Origin of the sequence: Egbenema bharatensis FJBBOT/2019, from assembly GCF_048077055.1 — a bacterium.
GTDB classification, from domain to species: Bacteria; Cyanobacteriota; Cyanobacteriia; order Elainellales; family Elainellaceae; genus Egbenema; species Egbenema bharatensis.
This window is the reverse complement of sequence record NZ_CP182236.1, coordinates 3,334,512-3,353,191: the sequence shown is the minus strand read 5'-3', so window position 1 is coordinate 3,353,191 and position 18,680 is coordinate 3,334,512. Positions and strand designations below refer to the sequence as shown.

The window sequence follows — 18,680 nt, the reverse complement described above, 5'->3', positions numbered from 1 at the left end:
AACGGACGGATTCTATTCAGGTGGATTGGGTTCTGGTAAATTCCCAAACTGGGACTGGTAGCGCGCTAACTGGGCCGCCAGGTCGATCGCCTGCTGCTCTGCCTGCTGTTTGGCTGCTTCCAGTTCTCGGTTCTTTGCTTCCAGCTCTCGATTTTCTGCCTCTAATTCCAGAGAAGTCTTCAGGCGTTGACCATTATCCGCATCTTCCATCAGCAGCTGACCGTCTCGCAAACTCATCCACAGCCGCACCGTTTCACACAGAATCCGTCCATCGTCATCAGGTGTGATGGGCTGATAGTGTCCTGCCACCAGCCGGTAGCCCAGGACTTCCTCCAGTAATTGCCCCCGATAGGTTCGCCGATCGATAATCACGTACTCCTGCACTCCCGCACGGGCATATTCGACGACCTTAATTTCCCGATCTTCTTTGCGGTAGCGCGGCGAAACGACTTCTATCACCAGGGTGGGGCGTACTCCCTCATTGACAACAATAAACTTTTGCCGATTTTGATCCCGGTTTTGAATTCCAAAGGCCACAAAGGTATCGGGACAGTGATCCCTCAACTCTGGAGGTTCCCACTCAATCAGCAAATCTCGAAATACGCCAACTTCCGGGCGATCGGCATAGCGACGAGTCAGCATATCTCTGGCATCGCCTGCAATCTGATCATGAAGGGTACTGTTGGGCAAGCGATAGCCTTCCTTGGGGTGCAAGAATTCTTCTGGAGTCAGGGGAACTTGAATCAGCGCAGTCGTGCCATCGGTATCGTTGACGGTTTCATAGCGCCAACCGGCTTCTGCCAATTCTGTAGCTCGATCGCTTTTTGAAATAGACGTTGCCGAAGATACCATAGTCCCTTTTCCCTCTCTAGTCGTCGGCACTAACTTCACTGTAGCGATCGAGTGAACGCTATGCGGCTAAATCCTGCACCAGCACATAGGGCTGTACAATCAAGGCGTTAAACCGATGGTTGCGATCGTTTCCCCAGTCTGCCAATTGTTCTGAAGTGGGTTTGTAAATTAACTGCTCACTAATCCACCGTTGCACGGCCATTACATCATCACTGGCCAGAGCAACACCCACATCCACCAGTTCTAATCCAGAAGTTACAATCACCACAGCATCCCGTTGTACATGAGGAATCAGCCATTCCCACTCGGCTTCATCCACCATAGTTGCCAGTTCTGCTTTCAAATCCTGCATGAAATCTCTCGTAATGTCAGTAGGTTAGTTCTCGCTAAGATACCACAACCCGACTAACGCGATCGTCATACCAGGAAGGGAGCCATGCCGAATAGTGTCAGCCCGCTTGGGAGCATCCCATTGATGCAAATTGATTTCCGTAGCGCAGGCATCTTGCCTGCCAGCGAGATATTGATTATGTAAATGCAAAAGTGAGATACACCCGCCTGGATCGAAGTAATTCAGCTGGAAGTTGAGCAAGGTTTCAGTGATCCTGATCAACCCAGTTTTGTTAAATTGCAATCCGCGGCTTGTTCTAATGGCAGACAAGATGCCTGCGGCTTGTTCTGATGGTAGACAAGATGCCTGCGCTACGGTTTGCCTGACTCAAAATTTCAGCCAGTCGCGTTGCGATTGTTTCAGGTTAAACCGCTTCGAATTCTGCCTGCAATGCTTCGTCATTGTCATCGGCGATCGTTGCCACGATGGTAATGTTGCGGGATACTTCCCCTGGGGTAATTCCAGCTAAGGTGCGTTTGGCGCAAATCACCACATAATCATCAAATACAGCGAAGCGGGACTCAAACGTGCCACTCCAGTTCATTTCCATCAGCTTTCGCATGAGCTGATCTTCGTTTTTGACTGGCAACTTTAACACTGGCGACCAGACCGTCAGTTCATCTTCCTCGTTCAGTCCTAGAAGCTGAACAAACACCTCTACACTGCCATACTTAAACTTCCATACATAGCCACTATCCGTATGGCTAACCATTGCACTCTGATCCTCTTGCAGGCTGGAGATTACTGTTTCAATCAGCTCTACGCAATTTGGGTTAATATCCGTATCAGATGGACTGGAATCATTGGACGGATTCAGTTCAAGGTCGTAAGCAGTCATAACAGCTTGGTTTAGCGAAAGTGAACGTTGACTACACCAACTCTAACGGCTAAGAACCTAAATCCGCTCTAACCTGTCAATTTTTTTAGGGTTTTGTAACCAATGGATCGGCAATTAGATCTGCAATGCGATCGATTTCCTGAAGATTTTGTCTGGGGAGCTGCGACTTCAGCCTATCAGATTGAGGGAGCCGCCGAGGTCGATGGCCGGAAGCCCAGCGTCTGGGATACCTTCAGTGCGACTCCGGGACGAGTGCAGGACGGTCAGACGGGAGCGATCGCCTGTGATCACTATCATCGTTACCCAGAGGATATTCGGCTGCTGGCGGAGCTAGGGATTCAGCACTATCGGTTCAGCATTTCCTGGGCCCGCGTGATGCCGGATGGACGGGGAATTGTAAATGAAGCGGCACTGGATTTTTATCGACGGCTGGTGGATGAACTGCGGAAGTACAACATTACACCCCACGCTACGTTGTTTCACTGGGATAGTCCTCAAGCACTGGAGGATCGCTACGGGTCGTGGCAAAGCCGCGAAATGGCTCAGGATTTTGCCGCCTATGCTGAAGCCGTGGTGAGTCGCCTGGGCGATCGCATCACGCACTGGATGACGTTGAATGAAATCATGTGCTTCACCCACTTTGGCTATGGGGTGCAGGTGCCCATTCACGCGCCGGGAACCGTTGTCAGGACTCAAAAGCAGGTTTGGCAAACGTCCCATCATGCCTTACTGGCCCACGGTCTGGGATGTCAGGCAATTCGATCGGCTTCTCCAGTTCCCTGCTCGGTGGCTTTAGTGGATAACTTTGCAGTGCCCGTACCGCTGACGGAACTCCCAGCCGATTGTGAGGCGGCGCGTCAGGCCTTTCCCTTCTGCGGCTATAACGGCGGGATTCTGCTTCCGGCTTTAACAGGGGAATATCCCTCCAACTGGCTGGCAAAAATGGGGGAGGCTGCTCCGGAAATTCAGGAAGGGGACTTAGCGACCATCCATCAACCCCTGGATGCTCTGGGATTTAACGTCTACAGTGGCGTTTATGTGCGGGCGATCGAGCAGGCTCCGGGCTACGAAATTTTGGATTTTCCCAGAGGCTACCCTCGGATGCATATGCCCTGGCTGCAGATCGTTCCAGAATCCCTCTATTGGGGAGTGCGACACATTAGCGAAACGCTGGGTCGATCGGATTTACCGATTTTGATTACCGAAAACGGCTGTGCGGCTGATGATGAGCTGACTGCCCAGGGTGAAGTTATGGACAGCGATCGCATTCTGTACCTGCGGCAGTATCTATCTGCGTCCCATCGCGCTATCCGAGAAGGCTACCCCCTGAAGGGATATTTCGTCTGGAGCTTGATGGATAATTTTGAATGGTCGTGGGGATACGATCGGCGATTTGGAATTGTATACGTAGATTATGCCACCCAGGCCCGCATCCCCAAAGCCAGTGCTCATTGGTTTTCTACCTGCATTCGCCACAATCAGATTGTTTAAAGTAACGTTAACTACAATTCGCCGTTAAAGTTGACGAATTCGCATAAATTTGTCACATTACTTGATAAGTCGCTGATCGATTGTAGAATCTGTACTTTGGCAGCGAGTTCTAGTTTTTGGCAACGCAATTTGGCGGTTTTGCTCCAGATTCGCTGGTTTGATTCCGGAGCGCGTGGTATCTGTGTTGTAGCATTTCTATATCTACGTTTGGCACTGGTTCAGCTTGAACTGCTATTCAGTTTTGCGATATCCAGTTTGTTGAAATGCTATCAGGGCGATTGTTTTAATCATCTGTTTTAAGCATTCGCTGCTTCATCAGGGTTAATTCGGTTTGCTTCGTCAGGATCAGCTGACATCTTCTTTCCCTTGATCTATCTTGTGGGCTCGGTTAAGAAATAATACCTTTGCTTTGCAATGATTTTGGTTGGCTTCTATCAAGATCGCTCTAAAGCATCATGAAACAGCCAGAGCATTTGGTTAGGGTATTTAGTATCTGGATTCAGCTTAAATCGGTCTGAATCGAAACAAATTGTTTAACGAGAAAAGAATTATGGCGACTCAGCAACGCACCTTCAAGCGAGCAGTTGCTCACACTATCTTTTTTGTTTATGCACTTGTTAAAAACTTTTTACAGGCGGTTCAGCGCAAGTGCAAGCTGATGATGTTTTACCAGCGGCGACCTCTGATTGCGTTTCTAGACGAACCGATCGCCCCATCGATCGCTCGTCCCAGAGTTCTTGTGAATATCTCACATATTGCTCCGGTAGAGGAAGCCCAAAACCCCCAAAAAGCGGCTTACCGAATCGATCGATTGCGGCGAACAATTGATGGATTACTCACCAGTTTTTCCCACTGCAATTTGACGATTAACGTTAGTTCTTTACCCCATCGAAACGTTGTGCAATATCTGCCAGCCTATCAACGGCAGTGCATTCATCTCAAGCTAGAACCTGGCTGCGATCCGCTCTACGTCGGTTTTAGAGTTCAAGATGAATTGGTGGATTGCGTCAATCAGTTTGATTGGTTTGTCTTCATTGAAGACGATATTTTGATTAACGATGGTTCTTTTCTGGATAAAATTGCAGCTTTTCACCGACACGCCACGGTGCAGGATGTGCTTTTACCCAATCGCTATGAATTTCTCGATGGCACAAAGCGATATATTGACCTGACGATTGAGTCTGAAATGGCATGGAATCGGCTTTCGGCATTTCAGCTTGGCAGTGTCAAGTTTGCTGAGTGTATGAATCCTCACTCTGGCATGTATTGTTTGTCTCAAGCGCAAATCAAATATTGGGCGCGATCGAAGCGGATCTGGAAAAATCAGATCGTCATGGTCGGCCCTCTCGAAAGTGCAGCGACTTTTTGCTTGCTGGAATGTTTCAACTTATATAAACCGCACCCCAATAATTTGCACTACCTGGAAGTACAGCATTACGACACAAAGTACTCCAAACTTTATCCAGAACCCCATTCTCCTTACACGCTGACTCCGGTGCGCATTAAAGCACGAGAAGCGCGGCAACCAGACCTCCAGCCAACGGTTTGATTGGGACGGGGGTGACCAATCGCAGAGAGCGATCGGAATTTAGATCGGGTGCATCCAATCTTTTGTCTGCTTTGTAGATGTTTTGTTTTGTAGTATCTTTGTTTTGTAAAGTTCTTGTCTGTAAATAACTTCGTTTTGCAAATATTTTGTTTTGCAAATATCTGGTTTTGTAATATTTTCGCTTTGTAAAAATCTTTCTGGCAGGCAAGATGCCTGCGCTACATAAATTCGTCCTTTGTATCAGTTCATACCAGGTGTCAGTTCGTACCAGCAAGATGCTGCTAATTAAATGGGTGGATGAAAGAAAAATGCAGCTCCAATGACGATGTAGGTCGCTAAGAGCAGGGATCCCTCCAACCAGTTCGATCGTCCATCTGAACTGACGGAATTGGCAATTAAAACGGCGACCGCTACTGCCACCAATTCAAAGGGGTTGAAGTTCAGATCCATCGGCTGATGCATAAACCATCCAGCAATCACCAATACCGGGGCAACGAATAGGGCAATCTGCAAACTAGAACCCATTGCCACTGAAACCGACAAATCCATTTTATTTTTCACCGCAACTACAACCGCTGTTGCGTGTTCTGCGGCATTGCCGATGATCGGCAACACAATAATGCCCGTGAACAGTTCCGTTAACCCCAGTTGTTTTGTCGCCTCTTCTAACGCTCCCACCAGAAGTTCCGACTCAACCGCAACCAGAACTGTTACTGTTAGCAAAACGCCCGTCCACAGCCAGGCATTTGGCTTGTGAGATTCAGTTTCGCTCTCTTCCTCTGCACTAAGGTCATATAGATAACTGTGGGTCTTCATAGAAAAGAACAGCGTCAGCAGATAGATCACAATCAGGGCGATCGCCACCACCACAGAGAGCTTTTGCATTTCGGGTTCATCAATGCCAGCAGACGTGTAATCCACCGCAGTGGGCAACAGCATGGCAATCACGGCCAGATTCATGGTAGAGGCATTAAGACGGGCGATCGTCGGTTGAAAGACCTGCTCTTTGTAGCGCAGTCCCCCCAGCAGCATGGAAAAGCCCATCACCAGCAGTAAGTTGCCGATGATTGATCCGGTTAAGCTGGCCTTCACCACATTAACCACTCCCGCCCGCAGCGCGACCAGAGCAATGATCAACTCAGTTGCGTTACCGAAGGTGGCATTGAGCAGTCCACCTAACGAAGGCCCGACGACCAGGGCAATTTCTTCAGTCGCCGTTCCCATCCAGGCAGCGAGCGGCAAAATCGCTAAACCTGCCGTAATGAATACCGCCAACTCCCCCCAATGGAGATACTCAGCCGCCAGCGAAATCGGTATAAAGATCAACAGTACTGAAAAAATGATGTTTTTGACTGTCATGGTTGAGCCACTCATTTGTCTCTAAAGTATTCCCGTCTCTAAGTGTTAGCTAAAAGCTTCACCCTGCGATCGCCTACAGGCTGCGATCAACCCGGAAGTTTTGTGATTTCTTCGTTACACTTGTTTACAGTTATCCTTCACTTTTGTACATACTCATCGAACTAGGCTGTTCTCATGGCTGAGACTCTCACCAAACTGGCATACCAAACGTTTCAGCAGGGCAAAAGCTACTTTGGGCTGGCCCACAAGACTCTAAGTACCCAGTTAATGAATTTCCTTGCCCCGGATGCAAAACAGGGCACAGAACCCCTTTCCCCTGCCCTATTGGGCCTTATTCAGCAACGGTTGAATGATCTAATCGATCGAGATTGGTTAGATGCTGAGCAGGGAGTTTATCCCACCCATCTACTGTTTGACAATCCCTGGGAAGATTTCTTCCGGTTTTATCCCTTCGTTTGGCTGGACATGCCCACAATCTGGGGACGGGCGGCGGAAAAGCGGTATCAAGACTTTTCCACAGACATTCGCACGGAAGGCTATCCCAGCTACTATGTGCAAAATTTCCATCACCAGACAGATGGCTACCTGAGCGAGACTTCCGCCAATCTTTACGACCTTCAGGTCGAGATTCTTTTCAACGGCACGGCCGATGCCATGCGCCGACGCACCCTATTACCCCTGAAGCGTGGTTTAGAGGTATTTAACCTGCCTGATCACCAAACTCGGGTTTTAGATGTGGCCTGTGGCACAGGGCGGACGCTGCGGCAAATTCAAGGGATGTTGCCCGATACATCACTCTACGGGGTGGATCTATCGCCAGCTTATCTGCGGAAAGCCAACCAACTGCTTGCTGATGTGCCAGGTGCATTGCCTCAACTGATCCAGGCGAATGCTGAAAGTATTCCTTTCTTGAATGACTATTTTCACGGCATTGTGTCAGTGTTTTTGTTCCATGAACTGCCGCCAGAGGTTCGCCAAACGGTGATCGAAGAAAGCTTCCGTGTGTTACAGCCCGGTGGTGTGTTTGTGATCTGCGATTCGATTCAGTTAAGCGATTCGCCAGAATTGGCCCCTGCCATGCGCAACTTCCCCACCATGTTCCACGAACCGTACTATCGGCATTACACTACCGATGATTTAGCCGATCGCCTGGAAAAGGCAGGCTTTATGTCGGTACAAACCGAAGTCCATTTCATGAGTAAATACTGGATTGCTCGCAAAGCCGCCTGAGCGAATTAGATCTGTTAGATCTGATTGATCTGGCTGATCTGGTTGATCAACAAGAACCTATCCCAAAACCCCTGACGGGGTTTTGGATTCCCAAAACTTTAGTGGGTTTTAGATAGGCGCTGGGAAAGGACTTTAACTAACAACGCTGCCTGCGCTACGGTAATCGAACCACTGTCCTTGATTGGGATGCACTCGGTGTGATGGAGATTAAATCAATGGCAGTAGGATCTCAAACTCAGTGCCTGGGTTAGAGTCGGAGTGGTGGGATGAATCGTCTGATTCGGGAGCGGGCGATCGCAGGTAAAACTTACCGCCATGTTTTGCAGTAACAATCTGATAGCTCATGGCCAGGCTGGTTTCTTTATCCGCCCGTTTTTCAACTGAGAAGGAAGCCAGGATCTGCTGCTGCTTTTCAGTAGATAAACCTGGGCCATTGTCAAAGATCCGAATGGATACCCACCGCAGGGACGGATTGGCGGGATGAAAACTGGCAGGAAACGATCGCACCTGGGTTGTAATGGTGATCTGCGGTTTGCGCTTCAGGTATTGCTGCACATCAGCACCCAATTCACCGCCAAAGTTGTCCGCCAGATCTTGACGGATTGCCTGATTCATCAAAACATCCACAGCATTGGACAGGATATTCATAAATACCTGGGTCAACTGCCCCGCGTAGCAGTTCACAGGGGGCAAATGGCCGTAATTGCGAACAATCTCAATCTCTCCGGTCAGGTGACTCTTCAATAACAACAGAATGCTGTCCAGGCAATCATGAAGATCTGCGGGTTTGGGATAGACATCATCAATATGGCAAAAATTTTGCAGGCTGGAGGCCAGGTTTTTCAAGCGTTCTGCGCCAGCCCGAATACTGGCGATCGTCTGCGGAATGTCGTGGCAGAGGTAGTCTAACTCAATTTCAGTCCGAAGCTGGGCGATCGGCGAGGGCATCCGATCGGAGAAGTGATGCTCATAGGCATTGAGCAAACCCATGACCTGATGGGTGTAGTCTGACAAATGCACCAGATTGCCCCAGATGAATCCCACGGGGTCAAGAATTTCATGGGCTACGCCATCCACCAAGCGTCCTAAGCTCGCCATTTTTTCCGTCTGAACCATTTGCACCTGCGATCGCTCATAGCGCACCTGGGTTTCAATGCCGCGAATTTGCCAGTACGCGATATTCAGTTCATGACTATCGAGCAAGTAATAGGTAGGTTGTCTTGCCCCTTCAATCCGATCGCCATTACCGCAGCGATCGTAACAATCGCCATGATGACAGTGCTCATCCAGATCAGGATCTTGACTATCCAGATCTGGTCTATTCAGATATCCCTGCTCCAGATCGCTCCTAACCTGGTGACTATTGCTCAGATCCTTCTTAACGTGATTCATCACCGGGATTTCATCGTCCGCGTCACAAACCACGACAATTGGCTCGTTGTGTTGGGAAGGCGGTCGTCTGAGTGCTAGTTGAGCCGCAGCCAGAATGGGCATAGTTTCAGGCAATATCAGGCTACTGACACGAGCATAGCTATACAAAACGGAAAGCGGTTGGGGAACAAAGAGTTCTATTGCCTGGGGGCGTAGCAGAAACTCTAGTAAACGTTGCCGTGAAATCATTCCCAAAAACTGCCCCTTTTCTTCTAACACCACGCCAGGCAGGGTAGAGTGGCGTTCAAAGCTAGGCAAAATTGCTTGGCTGGAACAGCAAGCATCAACCTGGAAATCATACAGTCTCAGTTCCGCCAGCCTCGATTCCAGGCACAACTCTTGATGCTTTCCTTCTCGAATGGAAGGGGTTGGAGGGGAAGAACAGGAATGGTTTGTAGCAAACATGAGCATTTTGTTGATTTGCTAATCCAGGAGCACCCTGGGGCAATGACTTCCTTAGGGTTCCCATGAATTTTGATCAGCGATCGATTCCCTAGAAATTTGGGCATTCTATAAAGCGATGCCCCTCATCAGTCCGTGGATCTGCCTATGCTATTGGTTTGCCTGATTCGACCCTTAAATGCTTTATGGACTGGATTGTATTGCAAACCCTCAAACGAACTATTTTTGCCCAAATGTAAGATTTCTAACCTTCATGGGTATATTCTCTTCAGAAGTGATTGTCCCTTTAGTCTGGCTCATGGGTTTTCATTGACCCAAACTCAAGAGCTTCCCCAGCTAAACATTCCATAGGTTCACAATCTCGGCATCAGTCCATCAGTCCATCAGTCCCATGACTTGTCATTTATCAATGTGATTGATCAATCACGATTCAGTCTTTTTACAGGAATCATGGTTGGCAGATTTGGGCTGAAATTTTCTCTTGTGGGCAAGCTTAATCCTCTTCTATTAATGATTCTGGTTTTGTTTAATTCTGTCAAGGAAATGGAAACTTGAATTTATACTTTTGATTCATCGAATAGAAAAATTCTTTTCAAACTTGCCAACCTTTTTGATATATCCATGCATCTTTTGCAATCATCTTTCTGTAAATTCCCTATCCTCTAGTTCTCCTCGCATTTGCCATGACTTCTTTCACTGCCGCCACGTTAATCTTTATCGATGCAAATGTTGATGACCCACAGCATTTGATTCAAGGACTCTCTTCTGATGTAGATGTGGTTGTTCTTGATCCCAGTCGAGATGGGATTGAACAAATTAGCGATGTGCTGAGCTATTATCATGACCTGGACAGTCTTCAGATCGTGTCCCATGGGAGCGAGGGCAGTGTACAGTTAGGCACCGCTGACCTGAATGCAGAAACGCTTTACGCCTATAGATTCCAGTTGCGAGGCTGGTCACAAGCATTGGCTCAGAACGCAAGTCTGCTGTTGATGAGTTGTAATGTGGCCGCAGGCGATCGGGGTAAAGCCTTTATCCAGAAAATGCGGCAAATCCTGGGGATAGAGATTGCAGCTTCAGAAACGCTGGTGGGGAATTCCGCAAAAGGGGGCAATTGGTTACTGGAGTATGCAACAGGATTAGTCCAAACGCCGATCGCCTTTTCGCCAGAGGTACTCGCCACTTATCCATCGGTACTGCGAGACTTTAACGTCAACAGCTATGAGTCGCTTGTAGAAGCCATTCTGCAGGCCAATAGGGATTATGAATCGTTTCTAGAAGCCAATCCGTTGAACAATGGTGATTATGAAAGTGCAGTGATTCGGCTCAACGGCAGTATTGTTCTGGCAGGGGAGCTTCCTACCATTACCAGCAATATTGAATTTGTCGGCAATAGTCACACCATTAGCGGCGGCAATATTTATCAGGTTTTTACGGTCAACAGAGCGGGAATCGATGTTCGGTTGACCAACTTAACGATCGCCAATGGTCTGGCTAAAGGGGGTGCCGGTACCAATAACGGCAGTACTCCAGGCGGCGTTGGCTCCGATGGGCGCGGCGGGGGGCTGTTTATCCAGCAGGGCAATGTCACGCTGGTTAATTCTAATTTTTCTCAAAACAAAGCGATCGGGGGTGAGGGGGGCGAAAGCATCACTGGTGTGGGGGGAAATGGGGGAAATGGTCAGGGAGGAGCCATTTTTGTCGGCAGCACGGGTTCTCTACGGATCAGCAACACAAGCTTTAATAACAATCTTGCCGATGGCGGGTCAGGCGGCAGGGGTTCTATTAACAATAATGGAACCAGAGGGCAGGGGAAAGGGGGCGCGATTTATGTGGCAACGGGTGGCACGGTCATTGCCGAACGGAACCCTACCTTTATGGGGAATAGTGCCTCCAGCGATCGGGGCATTGCCGGAGATGATGATAATGTTTTTGGTTCCCTATCGATCGTGATTCCGCCGATGGTAGCCTCGATCGCCCGAGTTCAACCGCAAATCACCGCAGACAATAAAGTTAGCTATGTTGTCACCTTTGATCAAGATGTGACGGGCGTTGATTCCAGTGATTTTCAGCTTGTAACGGGCGACACGGTGGTAGGGGCTAACATCGCCAGCGTGACTGGAAGCGGTAAAACTTACACGGTGGAAGTCAATACTGGAACAGGCAACGGCACTCTACGGCTTGATTTAAAGGATAATGATTCGATCAAAAACAATGCAGGCGTGCCCTTAGGAGCAACCGGACTGGGGAATGGTTCTAGAACTGGAGAAGTTTACACCATTAACAAAACGCCACCTGCTGTTTTTGCCATTAGTCGCAAAAGTGGGAATCTTACGGCTGCGGATACCGTTCACTACCTCGTCACGTTTACTCAAAATGTCACCGGGGTAGACCGAACTGACTTTGGGTTGACCACCAATGGAATTACTGGAGCAAGTGTTTCCAGCGTCAAACGCCTGGATGCCCGCACCTACGAGGTGGCAGTCAATACTGGAACGGGCAACGGCCAACTGAGCCTGAATCTGGTGGACGATGATTCCATTCGCAATGAACGCGGCCTCTCGCTGGGGGGAACGGGCAACGGCAACGGCAACTTTGCAGGAGAAACCTACGCGATCGACAAAACTCCACCTGTGGTTTCCGCCATTCGGCGCGTTGATGCTCAAACCACGAAGGCTAACGTCGTCAATTACACCGTCACCTTCAGCCAAAACGTAACCGGAGTGAGCATCACAGATTTTCGGGTGATCGCAGGCGGCAGCGTGAAAGGAGCCAGCATTGCTTCGATTCGAGCAGTGGATGCCAAAACCTATACCGTTGCGGTCAATACAGGCAGCGGCGATGGTTCGGTGCGGCTGGATTTGCGGGACAATGATTCAATTAAAAATGCCCTTGGGGTGGCGTTAGGGGGGAGAGGGGAAAACAACGGTAACTTTACCGGACAGACCTATTCCCTGCTGAAAAATTCGCCGATCGTCTCGGCCATGACGTTAGTCAATCCCAACCCTACCGCCGCCAACACCCTGAACTACGCAGTCACCTTCAGTCAAGATGTGTCTGGGGTGGATGTATCTGACTTTAACCTGACTGCTGTGGGCATCACCGGAGCCAGAGTCACAGCTGTGAGCGGTAGTGGACGCAACTACAATGTTCAAATCAGCACGGGGGGAGGCAGTGGCTCGCTACGACTCCATCTCCGAGATAATGATTCCATTAAGAACGCTGTCAACACGCCTTTAGGAGGCAACGGATCAGGAAACGGTAACTTTAATGGGCCACTTTATACCGTCAATAAGCAGCCCCCTAGAGTCACGGCAATCAACCGATTGGAAACGAATCCCACCAACGCCAATACGATTACCTTCACCGTTCTGTTTAACGAAAATGTTGTCCGGGTTGATCCAGCAGATTTCCGCTTAGTCACGTCGGGTGTTGCAGGCGCAAACATCTCTACGATTACCCGAGTCAATGGCAGTTTTTATACGGTTCAGGTGAACACAGGGAGCGGCAGTGGCTTTATCGGTTTGAATCTGGTTGATAATGACTCGATCTTAAACAGCTTAGGTACACCCCTGGGGGGACGGGGAGTGCAAAATGGCAATTTTACGGGTGAAGTCTATCGGGTTGATAAAACCCTGCCCAGCCTACAGATTGTGGATGTTGCTCCAAATCCGCGCCGTGACAAGGTGAATGCGGTTACCTTTGCCTTCAGTGAAGCGATTCAGGGCTTTGATAAGGGCGACATTCGGTTCACCCGCGATGGCAAGTTAATTGATCTGAGCCAGGCTACCCTGACCAGTCCAGATGCCATTACCTGGACGCTGGGCAATATCAAAAAGCTGACGAATCAGAAGGGAGAATATATTCTCTCCGTTGCGGCAGGCGATAGTGGCATTGTCGATGCAGCCAAAAATCCCCTGACCCAGAACGTCCTGCAACGGTGGGTCAACCTGGAAACGGTAGATGCCTTTGATCCGGGCATTGTTCGGCGCGGCACGAATGGCCCCGATGTCCTGGTGGGAACGGATGAAAATGATGTGCTGATTGGGGCAGGCGGGAACGATCGCCTGATTGGGTTAGATGGCAACGATCGCCTCTACGGAGGAGCGGGCAACGATACGCTGATCGGCGGTGAAGCCAATGATTTTCTGGTGGGTGGTGCGGGGAATGATGTGCTGGTGGGTGGCCCGGGACAGGATACCCTGCGGGGTGGCCGTGGCCGCGATCGGTTTGTTTTCTCTGGTGCGACCCAGGCTGATGCCCTGGCAAGTTCTACCGTTGAAGCACCCGATCGGATTCTGGACTTTAACTTCGCCCAAAAGGACAAATTCCAGCTTGACTTTAACGATAATCTGCGCACCCGATCGCGTCCCAAAGGCTTGTTCAACGCCGGTCAGGTCACCGGAAAGACCCTTCAGGCGGCCGCCAGAGCTGCCTATGCCGATAAAAATCAGGCGCAATCTGGTAAACAATCCCTGGGGGCAAATGAAGCGGTCTTCTTCTCCTGGAAGAAACGCACCTATCTATCGGTCAACGACTCCACCAGAGGCTTCTCCGCGAACCGTGATCTGGTTGCAGATGTGACGGGCATCAAGTTCAAACCAGGGGATGCCAATGCGGGAGTGCTCACCGTCAGTAATTACTTTGTGTAGATCACAAACCTTGTTTAGATCCCCCCTAGCCCCCCTTGAAAAGGGGGAACCGTTCGCGGAGCGTGTGCGTAGCACAAACCGAAGAGGGGTTGAAGTCCCCCTTTTTAAGGGGATTTAGGGGGATCAAGCCCAGGGTTCACTGTGAAACGAACCCATTTTAGATCTACTGGTTTTGTATAGCGGTTTTGTATAGCGGTTTTGTATAGCGAACTGCCAGGACACCAACCCGACTCCATCCTTGCTAAATTAATAAATGCCAACCCATCTGCAATCATTCAATCCGATGGGCTACACTTTGCTTGCGAGCCGTCCTCCGCATTGGACTGCAACATCTGAGATAATCAGTTGGTGGATCCTTCCGCTCATTTACAAACCTCAATAAAGTCGAGGCAGCTATGCCCAGAACTCAACGAAACGATAACTTTATCGATAAAACCTTTACCGTTTTGGCAGATACTATCCTCAAGATTTTGCCCGCCAGCCAATCGGCGAAGGAAGCCTTTGCCTACTACCGGGATGGGATGTCTGCCCAGGCAGATGGGGAATACGCCGAAGCTCTGGCAAACTACGAAGAGGCATTGAAGCTCGAAGAAGATGACTACGATCGCAGCTTTATTCTTTACAACATGGGACTGATCCATGCCAGCAACGGCGAACATGAGCGGGCCCTGGAGCATTATCACCAGGCTCTGGATCTGAATCCTCGGATGACCCAGGCGCTAAACAATATTGCGGTGCTCTACCATCACTTTGGGGATCAGGCCCAGGAAGCTGAAAAAACGGAGGAAGCCGATTCCTGGTACGATAAAGCCGCCGACTATTGGCAACGGGCAATCCGTCTGGCTCCCAACAACTACATCGAAGCCCAAAACTGGCTGAAGACCACCGGGCGATCGAAAGCGGATGTTTTCTTCTAAAACCATCCTGTTTGCGAAGAATCACGGTATTAAGGGAGGGCGCACAGCAGTGCACCCCTACCAGGTGCGCTGGGTACGTTATTTTTCCGCATACCCCCTAACCGTAATGCCTCGCTAATTGGGTCAATTCCTTCTGTCCAAAGCAACATTCTTAACCCTCCCTCTGTACACCTTTGTCCAAACAGTAGGGGTAGGGTTTTCCCTCCTGGGAGGGGTTAGGGGTGGGTAAAGCCCCATTTGCTATTATTCGTTTCTAGCTGTTTGTTTCTAGCCGCTTGTTTTTACCTATTAACTCATCTAACTCACCATGATCGATCGTGAACAAGTTCGTAAAGTTGCCCATCTGGCTCGCTTAGACCTGACCCCTGACGAAGAAGCAAAGTTTACGACGCAACTGAGCGACATTCTGGAATACTTTGAGCAGTTGAGCGAGTTAGACACGGCAGAAGTGCAGCCCACTGCACGGGCGATCGATGTCAGCAACATTACCCGCGCCGATCAGCTCCAGCCTTATGACAACCGGGAAATGATTCTGGAGAGTGCCCCCGATCGAGAGTCCACTCCCCAGGGAGACTTCTTCAAGGTGCCGCAAATTCTCAGCGGTGAAGGGGAGTAGGGCTAGAACTGCCGTCTGGAAAAGATGACAATGGCGATCGTCAAAAGTAGGGCTATATAGACGATCGCATAGCCTGCATTGGCGAGGAGTTCGCTGGGTTCGGGCAGCAGGTTAAGGCCGTAAATCGCCTGATTTTTCAGGTTCAGTCGGGATAGATCGGGAAGAGTCAGATAAATCCCCTGAATTGCCTGCTTGAGTCCAGGGTTATCCGTCAGTGCGCCAAAGGCCAGCAAATCACGGCTGAAATGCCCCATCAAGTAAAGGGCAAAGGTAAGCAGCGTTGCCAGTAGGGAACTGGTGAAAACGCCAAACAAAATAGCGACAGCGGCAATCAACGAGAGTTCTAAAAACTGAAATAGGGCAGACAGTCCAATACTGCCCAGGGGAACTGGAATTTGCTTCAGGGCCAGCGTTCCCAGGTAGAGGAGCGTCATGGCAAAAACCAGCACTGCAATCACCGCAGAAAAGCCCCAGTGTTTGCCCACAATAAATTCGGCAGAGCTGATCGGCTTGGCCGCCATCACATAAACGGTGCGTTTTTCAATTTCTTTGTTGACCAGACCTGTTCCCACAAAGACTGTAATCATCAGCCCCAGGAGGCTAATGGCCGCCAAGCCAATATCTAAAATAATCTGATTTTCTGTGCTGGCCGCCACCTCTGGCACCAGGACGATCGCCGCCACCATAATGACGGCAAAAAAGGCAATCAGGTACAGCACCCGATCGCGGATCACTTCTCGAAACACGTTGGCTGCAATCACCAGGGTTCGGCTCAGGCTCACAGCATCCCTCCCGCCATACGATGCAAAAAAAGATGGACAAACAAGTGTAATGCTCTTCGATTCAAACTGACGATTCAAGCTGACGATTCAAACTAATCGTCTATTCAATTATTCTGCCCCGTCCGGTGGGTTCTGTTTCTGGTTGCTGGGTTTCCGTGGGCAAATCCGATGTAATGGGTTGACACTCCATCTGGTACGACTCCCCCAGAACGGGGGCAGTGCCGGGCGCGGTTAATCCAGCCCGCTGGATCAGGCAAACCTTTTCTAAGGTATATCCTCCTGCCTGGGAACTTGGGCCAATCCAGAACAACCGTAGCCGCAAAATGTCATTGGGCAATCCATCTTCATGGTCAGCATCCAGCCGCCAAAATTGACTCTCTGCGGTTCTCGCTGGAATCCCATACACGCGATCGATCATCTGGCGTTCTAACCGGGGCACCTGAGCATCAATCTGCCGTAGCCATCGCTGCACGTCAATCCACGATCGCCCCGACAGGTCATCTCGAATTTGAGCTTCTGCGGTATTTAACAAAGAGGCTCCACTGGCAGGAACTTGACTCGTCGTGGTTGGACTGGTGCGCACAACAAAAGCACTGTTGCGAAAGTCATCTCCCGCCAGGCTGGGGTAGCGATCGAGCAAACTCTCCAGCAAAATGCCGAACTGAAACCAGCAGCTCATCAAAGCTCCCAATAGGGCTAACAGAATCAAATTCTGCCGTACCTCTGGATCGTTGGGAATTCTGAACACTTTGGGTTTGAAGCTGGGGCGTAAAAACTTATGAAACGTTGCTACGCCGACTGAAACCAGAGGCCAGGCTACCAGTGCCGTTGAAAACCGGGTCAAGATCACTTCGTAGCTGAGTAAAGCCAGGCAGATTAACGCACCCGTGATCCAGGGGCCAATGTTGAGCTTAATGTTTAGCCCAGGCAGGGTTGGCTTCTTCTTGTCATCTTTGTCATCCAGAAAGAACCAATCCACACCAATAATCAAAAACCCCCACCCATACAGTGCGACAAACTGCTCCAGGTTCGGATCAATCACGATGATGTAGATGATCCAGGCAAACAAACTCAGCATCAGGGCCGTTTGCCAGGAGAAGAGGTTAATCCCACTGGCGATTGCCTTTATTCGCTCTTTAATGCGATCGCACAGCTCAACAAGAAACTTAAATTTAAAGAACTTAACGATGAACGACATGGATTTGGGGTTGGCACAAAGATGAACGGAAAGGGGTAGGGGTGAAACAGTCGCTAAACCGTGATCCGCAATAGGGCTAAACGCAGCATCAGAATAGCGAGAATGGCACTGAAGCTCCAGGCATTGGCATAGAAAACCGCCTTTGCCTGGGGGGGCATTGTCTGAAGGGCGGAGGTTTCTTTACCACGAACCCGAATGGCTCCAGACCGGGCCCACCGTCGAGGGGATTTTACCTCCTGAATTACACTTTCACCAGACTCCCCTGGATCCGCCTGTTCTTTCTCCTTGTTGTCAATTCCAGCCTGAAGCGTCGATCGCAATCCATTTAACCCCGCTTGCTTCACGCCATAACTGGCAAAGAACATAATTAAGCCAATCACAATTAGCGAGGTTGCGGTTTCATTCGTCCACTGGTCAAAAAAGATGAAGTTCACCAGGTTGGCTTCAACGCGAGCAGTCCAGGCAGAGGGAAGCGTGTAGGCGATCGTAAAGAACAGGAAAAACCCCAGCCAGCCCACCACGGTACACAGCAAATTAATGGTGCCGGCATAGTGAATGCTCTGCTTGGGTGAAATAAATTCTTTTTTCTCCGTTGCCAGGGTTCGACGCAGCACCGTCGCTTCAATGGCGATCGCAATCAGCAGGAAGAGTGCCTGGAAGGCAATGGCGCGGAGGGGGAGGACGGTGGGGAACATAGGAGTGAGGAGTGAGGAGTGAGGAGTGAGGAGTGAGGAGGTGAGGAGGTGAGGGAGTGGGGAGGTGAGGGAGTGGGGAGTAGGGGAGTGGGGGAGTGGGGGAGTGGGGGAGTGGGGGAGTAGGTGGGTGGGGGAGTGGGGGGTTGGGATAATGGGAATTGGGAGTAGGGGTAAAGAATAGGGGAAATATGAATAAACGCTATGAGTGGATATTTAATTTGGTTTGTTTACACTATAGTCTCTACATATAGAGGTAACATACGGGCAGGAATGGGGG

The 18,680-nt window shown here is 49.9% G+C and carries 14 protein-coding genes; 6 read left to right on the top strand and 8 right to left on the bottom strand.

All coding sequences use genetic code 11. The features are described from left to right. Positions 1-12: 12 nt before the first annotated feature. From ACM1PF_RS15550 to ACM1PF_RS15540, 3 genes are all read right to left on the bottom strand, one after another. A complete protein-coding gene (locus tag ACM1PF_RS15550) occupies positions 13-852 on the bottom strand; it encodes a Uma2 family endonuclease (protein ID WP_416676184.1) in 840 nt (279 codons plus the stop codon). 58 nt (positions 853-910) lie between these two features. After that, complete coding sequence (locus ACM1PF_RS15545; RefSeq protein ID WP_416676181.1) at positions 911-1,204, bottom strand: DUF2288 domain-containing protein; 294 nt, start codon at positions 1,202-1,204, stop codon at positions 911-913. A gap of 403 nt (positions 1,205-1,607) precedes the next feature. Further along, positions 1,608-2,081, bottom strand: a complete 474-nt coding sequence (locus ACM1PF_RS15540; protein WP_416676178.1) for a YbjN domain-containing protein — start codon at positions 2,079-2,081, stop codon at positions 1,608-1,610. A gap of 102 nt (positions 2,082-2,183) precedes the next feature. On the opposite strand from ACM1PF_RS15540, the gene ACM1PF_RS15535 reads away from it, so the two are divergent. Together ACM1PF_RS15535 and ACM1PF_RS15530 are read left to right on the top strand one after the other, a co-directional pair. After that, positions 2,184-3,572, top strand: a complete 1,389-nt coding sequence (locus tag ACM1PF_RS15535) for a GH1 family beta-glucosidase (protein WP_416676176.1) — start codon at positions 2,184-2,186, stop codon at positions 3,570-3,572. A 550-nt stretch (positions 3,573-4,122) separates the two neighbouring features. Further along, entirely contained in the window at positions 4,123-5,121 is a 999-nt protein-coding gene (locus ACM1PF_RS15530; protein ID WP_416676174.1) for a hypothetical protein, read from the top strand. A gap of 285 nt (positions 5,122-5,406) precedes the next feature. On the opposite strand, the gene cax is transcribed toward ACM1PF_RS15530, so the two are convergent. After that, a complete protein-coding gene (gene cax / locus ACM1PF_RS15525) occupies positions 5,407-6,495 on the bottom strand; it encodes a calcium/proton exchanger (RefSeq protein ID WP_416676172.1) in 1,089 nt (362 codons plus the stop codon). Positions 6,496-6,654: 159 nt separating this feature from the next. On the opposite strand from cax, the gene ACM1PF_RS15520 reads away from it, so the two are divergent. Then, entirely contained in the window at positions 6,655-7,710 is a 1,056-nt protein-coding gene (locus ACM1PF_RS15520) for a class I SAM-dependent methyltransferase (RefSeq protein WP_416676171.1), read from the top strand. 207 nt (positions 7,711-7,917) lie between these two features. Here the strand turns inward: ACM1PF_RS15520 and ACM1PF_RS15515 are convergent, their stop codons facing one another. After that, positions 7,918-9,552 (bottom strand): ATP-binding protein, encoded by a 1,635-nt coding sequence (locus tag ACM1PF_RS15515; protein WP_416676168.1) that lies wholly within the window; start codon positions 9,550-9,552, stop codon positions 7,918-7,920. A 674-nt stretch (positions 9,553-10,226) separates the two neighbouring features. On the opposite strand from ACM1PF_RS15515, the gene ACM1PF_RS15510 reads away from it, so the two are divergent. The 3 genes from ACM1PF_RS15510 (at position 10,227) to gatC (ending at position 15,728) form a co-directional block, all read left to right on the top strand. After that, positions 10,227-14,195, top strand: a complete 3,969-nt coding sequence (locus ACM1PF_RS15510; RefSeq protein WP_416676166.1) for a DUF4347 domain-containing protein — start codon at positions 10,227-10,229, stop codon at positions 14,193-14,195. A gap of 395 nt (positions 14,196-14,590) precedes the next feature. Beyond that, positions 14,591-15,112, top strand: a complete 522-nt coding sequence (locus ACM1PF_RS15505) for a photosystem I assembly protein Ycf3 (RefSeq protein ID WP_416676163.1) — start codon at positions 14,591-14,593, stop codon at positions 15,110-15,112. A gap of 307 nt (positions 15,113-15,419) precedes the next feature. Then, positions 15,420-15,728, top strand: coding sequence for an Asp-tRNA(Asn)/Glu-tRNA(Gln) amidotransferase subunit GatC (gatC, locus tag ACM1PF_RS15500; RefSeq protein ID WP_416676162.1), 309 nt, complete (start codon positions 15,420-15,422; stop codon positions 15,726-15,728). Between the two features lie 2 nt (positions 15,729-15,730). On the opposite strand, the gene ACM1PF_RS15495 is transcribed toward gatC, so the two are convergent. The 3 genes from ACM1PF_RS15495 to fraC all read right to left on the bottom strand — a co-directional run bounded on the left by ACM1PF_RS15495 (position 15,731) and on the right by fraC (position 18,403). Then, positions 15,731-16,510 (bottom strand): ABC transporter permease, encoded by a 780-nt coding sequence (locus tag ACM1PF_RS15495; protein ID WP_416676160.1) that lies wholly within the window; start codon positions 16,508-16,510, stop codon positions 15,731-15,733. Between the two features lie 100 nt (positions 16,511-16,610). Beyond that, positions 16,611-17,708: a DUF5357 family protein gene (locus tag ACM1PF_RS15490; protein ID WP_416676158.1), complete on the bottom strand. Its 1,098-nt coding sequence runs from the start codon at positions 17,706-17,708 to the stop codon at positions 16,611-16,613. Between the two features lie 53 nt (positions 17,709-17,761). Next, positions 17,762-18,403: a filament integrity protein FraC gene (fraC, locus tag ACM1PF_RS15485; RefSeq protein ID WP_416676155.1), complete on the bottom strand. Its 642-nt coding sequence runs from the start codon at positions 18,401-18,403 to the stop codon at positions 17,762-17,764. Positions 18,404-18,680 lie beyond the last annotated feature (277 nt).

Bases quoted from the DNA above. Each gene is read 5' to 3' on its own strand.
- ACM1PF_RS15550 (WP_416676184.1), bottom strand. From the start codon at position 852: ATGGTATCTTCGGCAACGTCTATTTCAAAAAGCGATCGAGCTACAGAA.
- ACM1PF_RS15545 (WP_416676181.1), bottom strand. From the start codon at position 1,204: ATGCAGGATTTGAAAGCAGAACTGGCAACTATGGTGGATGAAGCCGAG.
- ACM1PF_RS15540 (WP_416676178.1), bottom strand. From the start codon at position 2,081: ATGACTGCTTACGACCTTGAACTGAATCCGTCCAATGATTCCAGTCCA.
- ACM1PF_RS15535 (WP_416676176.1), top strand. From the start codon at position 2,184: ATGGATCGGCAATTAGATCTGCAATGCGATCGATTTCCTGAAGATTTT.
- ACM1PF_RS15530 (WP_416676174.1), top strand. From the start codon at position 4,123: ATGGCGACTCAGCAACGCACCTTCAAGCGAGCAGTTGCTCACACTATC.
- cax (WP_416676172.1), bottom strand. From the start codon at position 6,495: ATGAGTGGCTCAACCATGACAGTCAAAAACATCATTTTTTCAGTACTG.
- ACM1PF_RS15520 (WP_416676171.1), top strand. From the start codon at position 6,655: ATGGCTGAGACTCTCACCAAACTGGCATACCAAACGTTTCAGCAGGGC.
- ACM1PF_RS15515 (WP_416676168.1), bottom strand. From the start codon at position 9,552: ATGCTCATGTTTGCTACAAACCATTCCTGTTCTTCCCCTCCAACCCCT.
- ACM1PF_RS15510 (WP_416676166.1), top strand. From the start codon at position 10,227: ATGACTTCTTTCACTGCCGCCACGTTAATCTTTATCGATGCAAATGTT.
- ACM1PF_RS15505 (WP_416676163.1), top strand. From the start codon at position 14,591: ATGCCCAGAACTCAACGAAACGATAACTTTATCGATAAAACCTTTACC.
- gatC (WP_416676162.1), top strand. From the start codon at position 15,420: ATGATCGATCGTGAACAAGTTCGTAAAGTTGCCCATCTGGCTCGCTTA.
- ACM1PF_RS15490 (WP_416676158.1), bottom strand. From the start codon at position 17,708: ATGTCGTTCATCGTTAAGTTCTTTAAATTTAAGTTTCTTGTTGAGCTG.
- fraC (WP_416676155.1), bottom strand. From the start codon at position 18,403: ATGTTCCCCACCGTCCTCCCCCTCCGCGCCATTGCCTTCCAGGCACTC.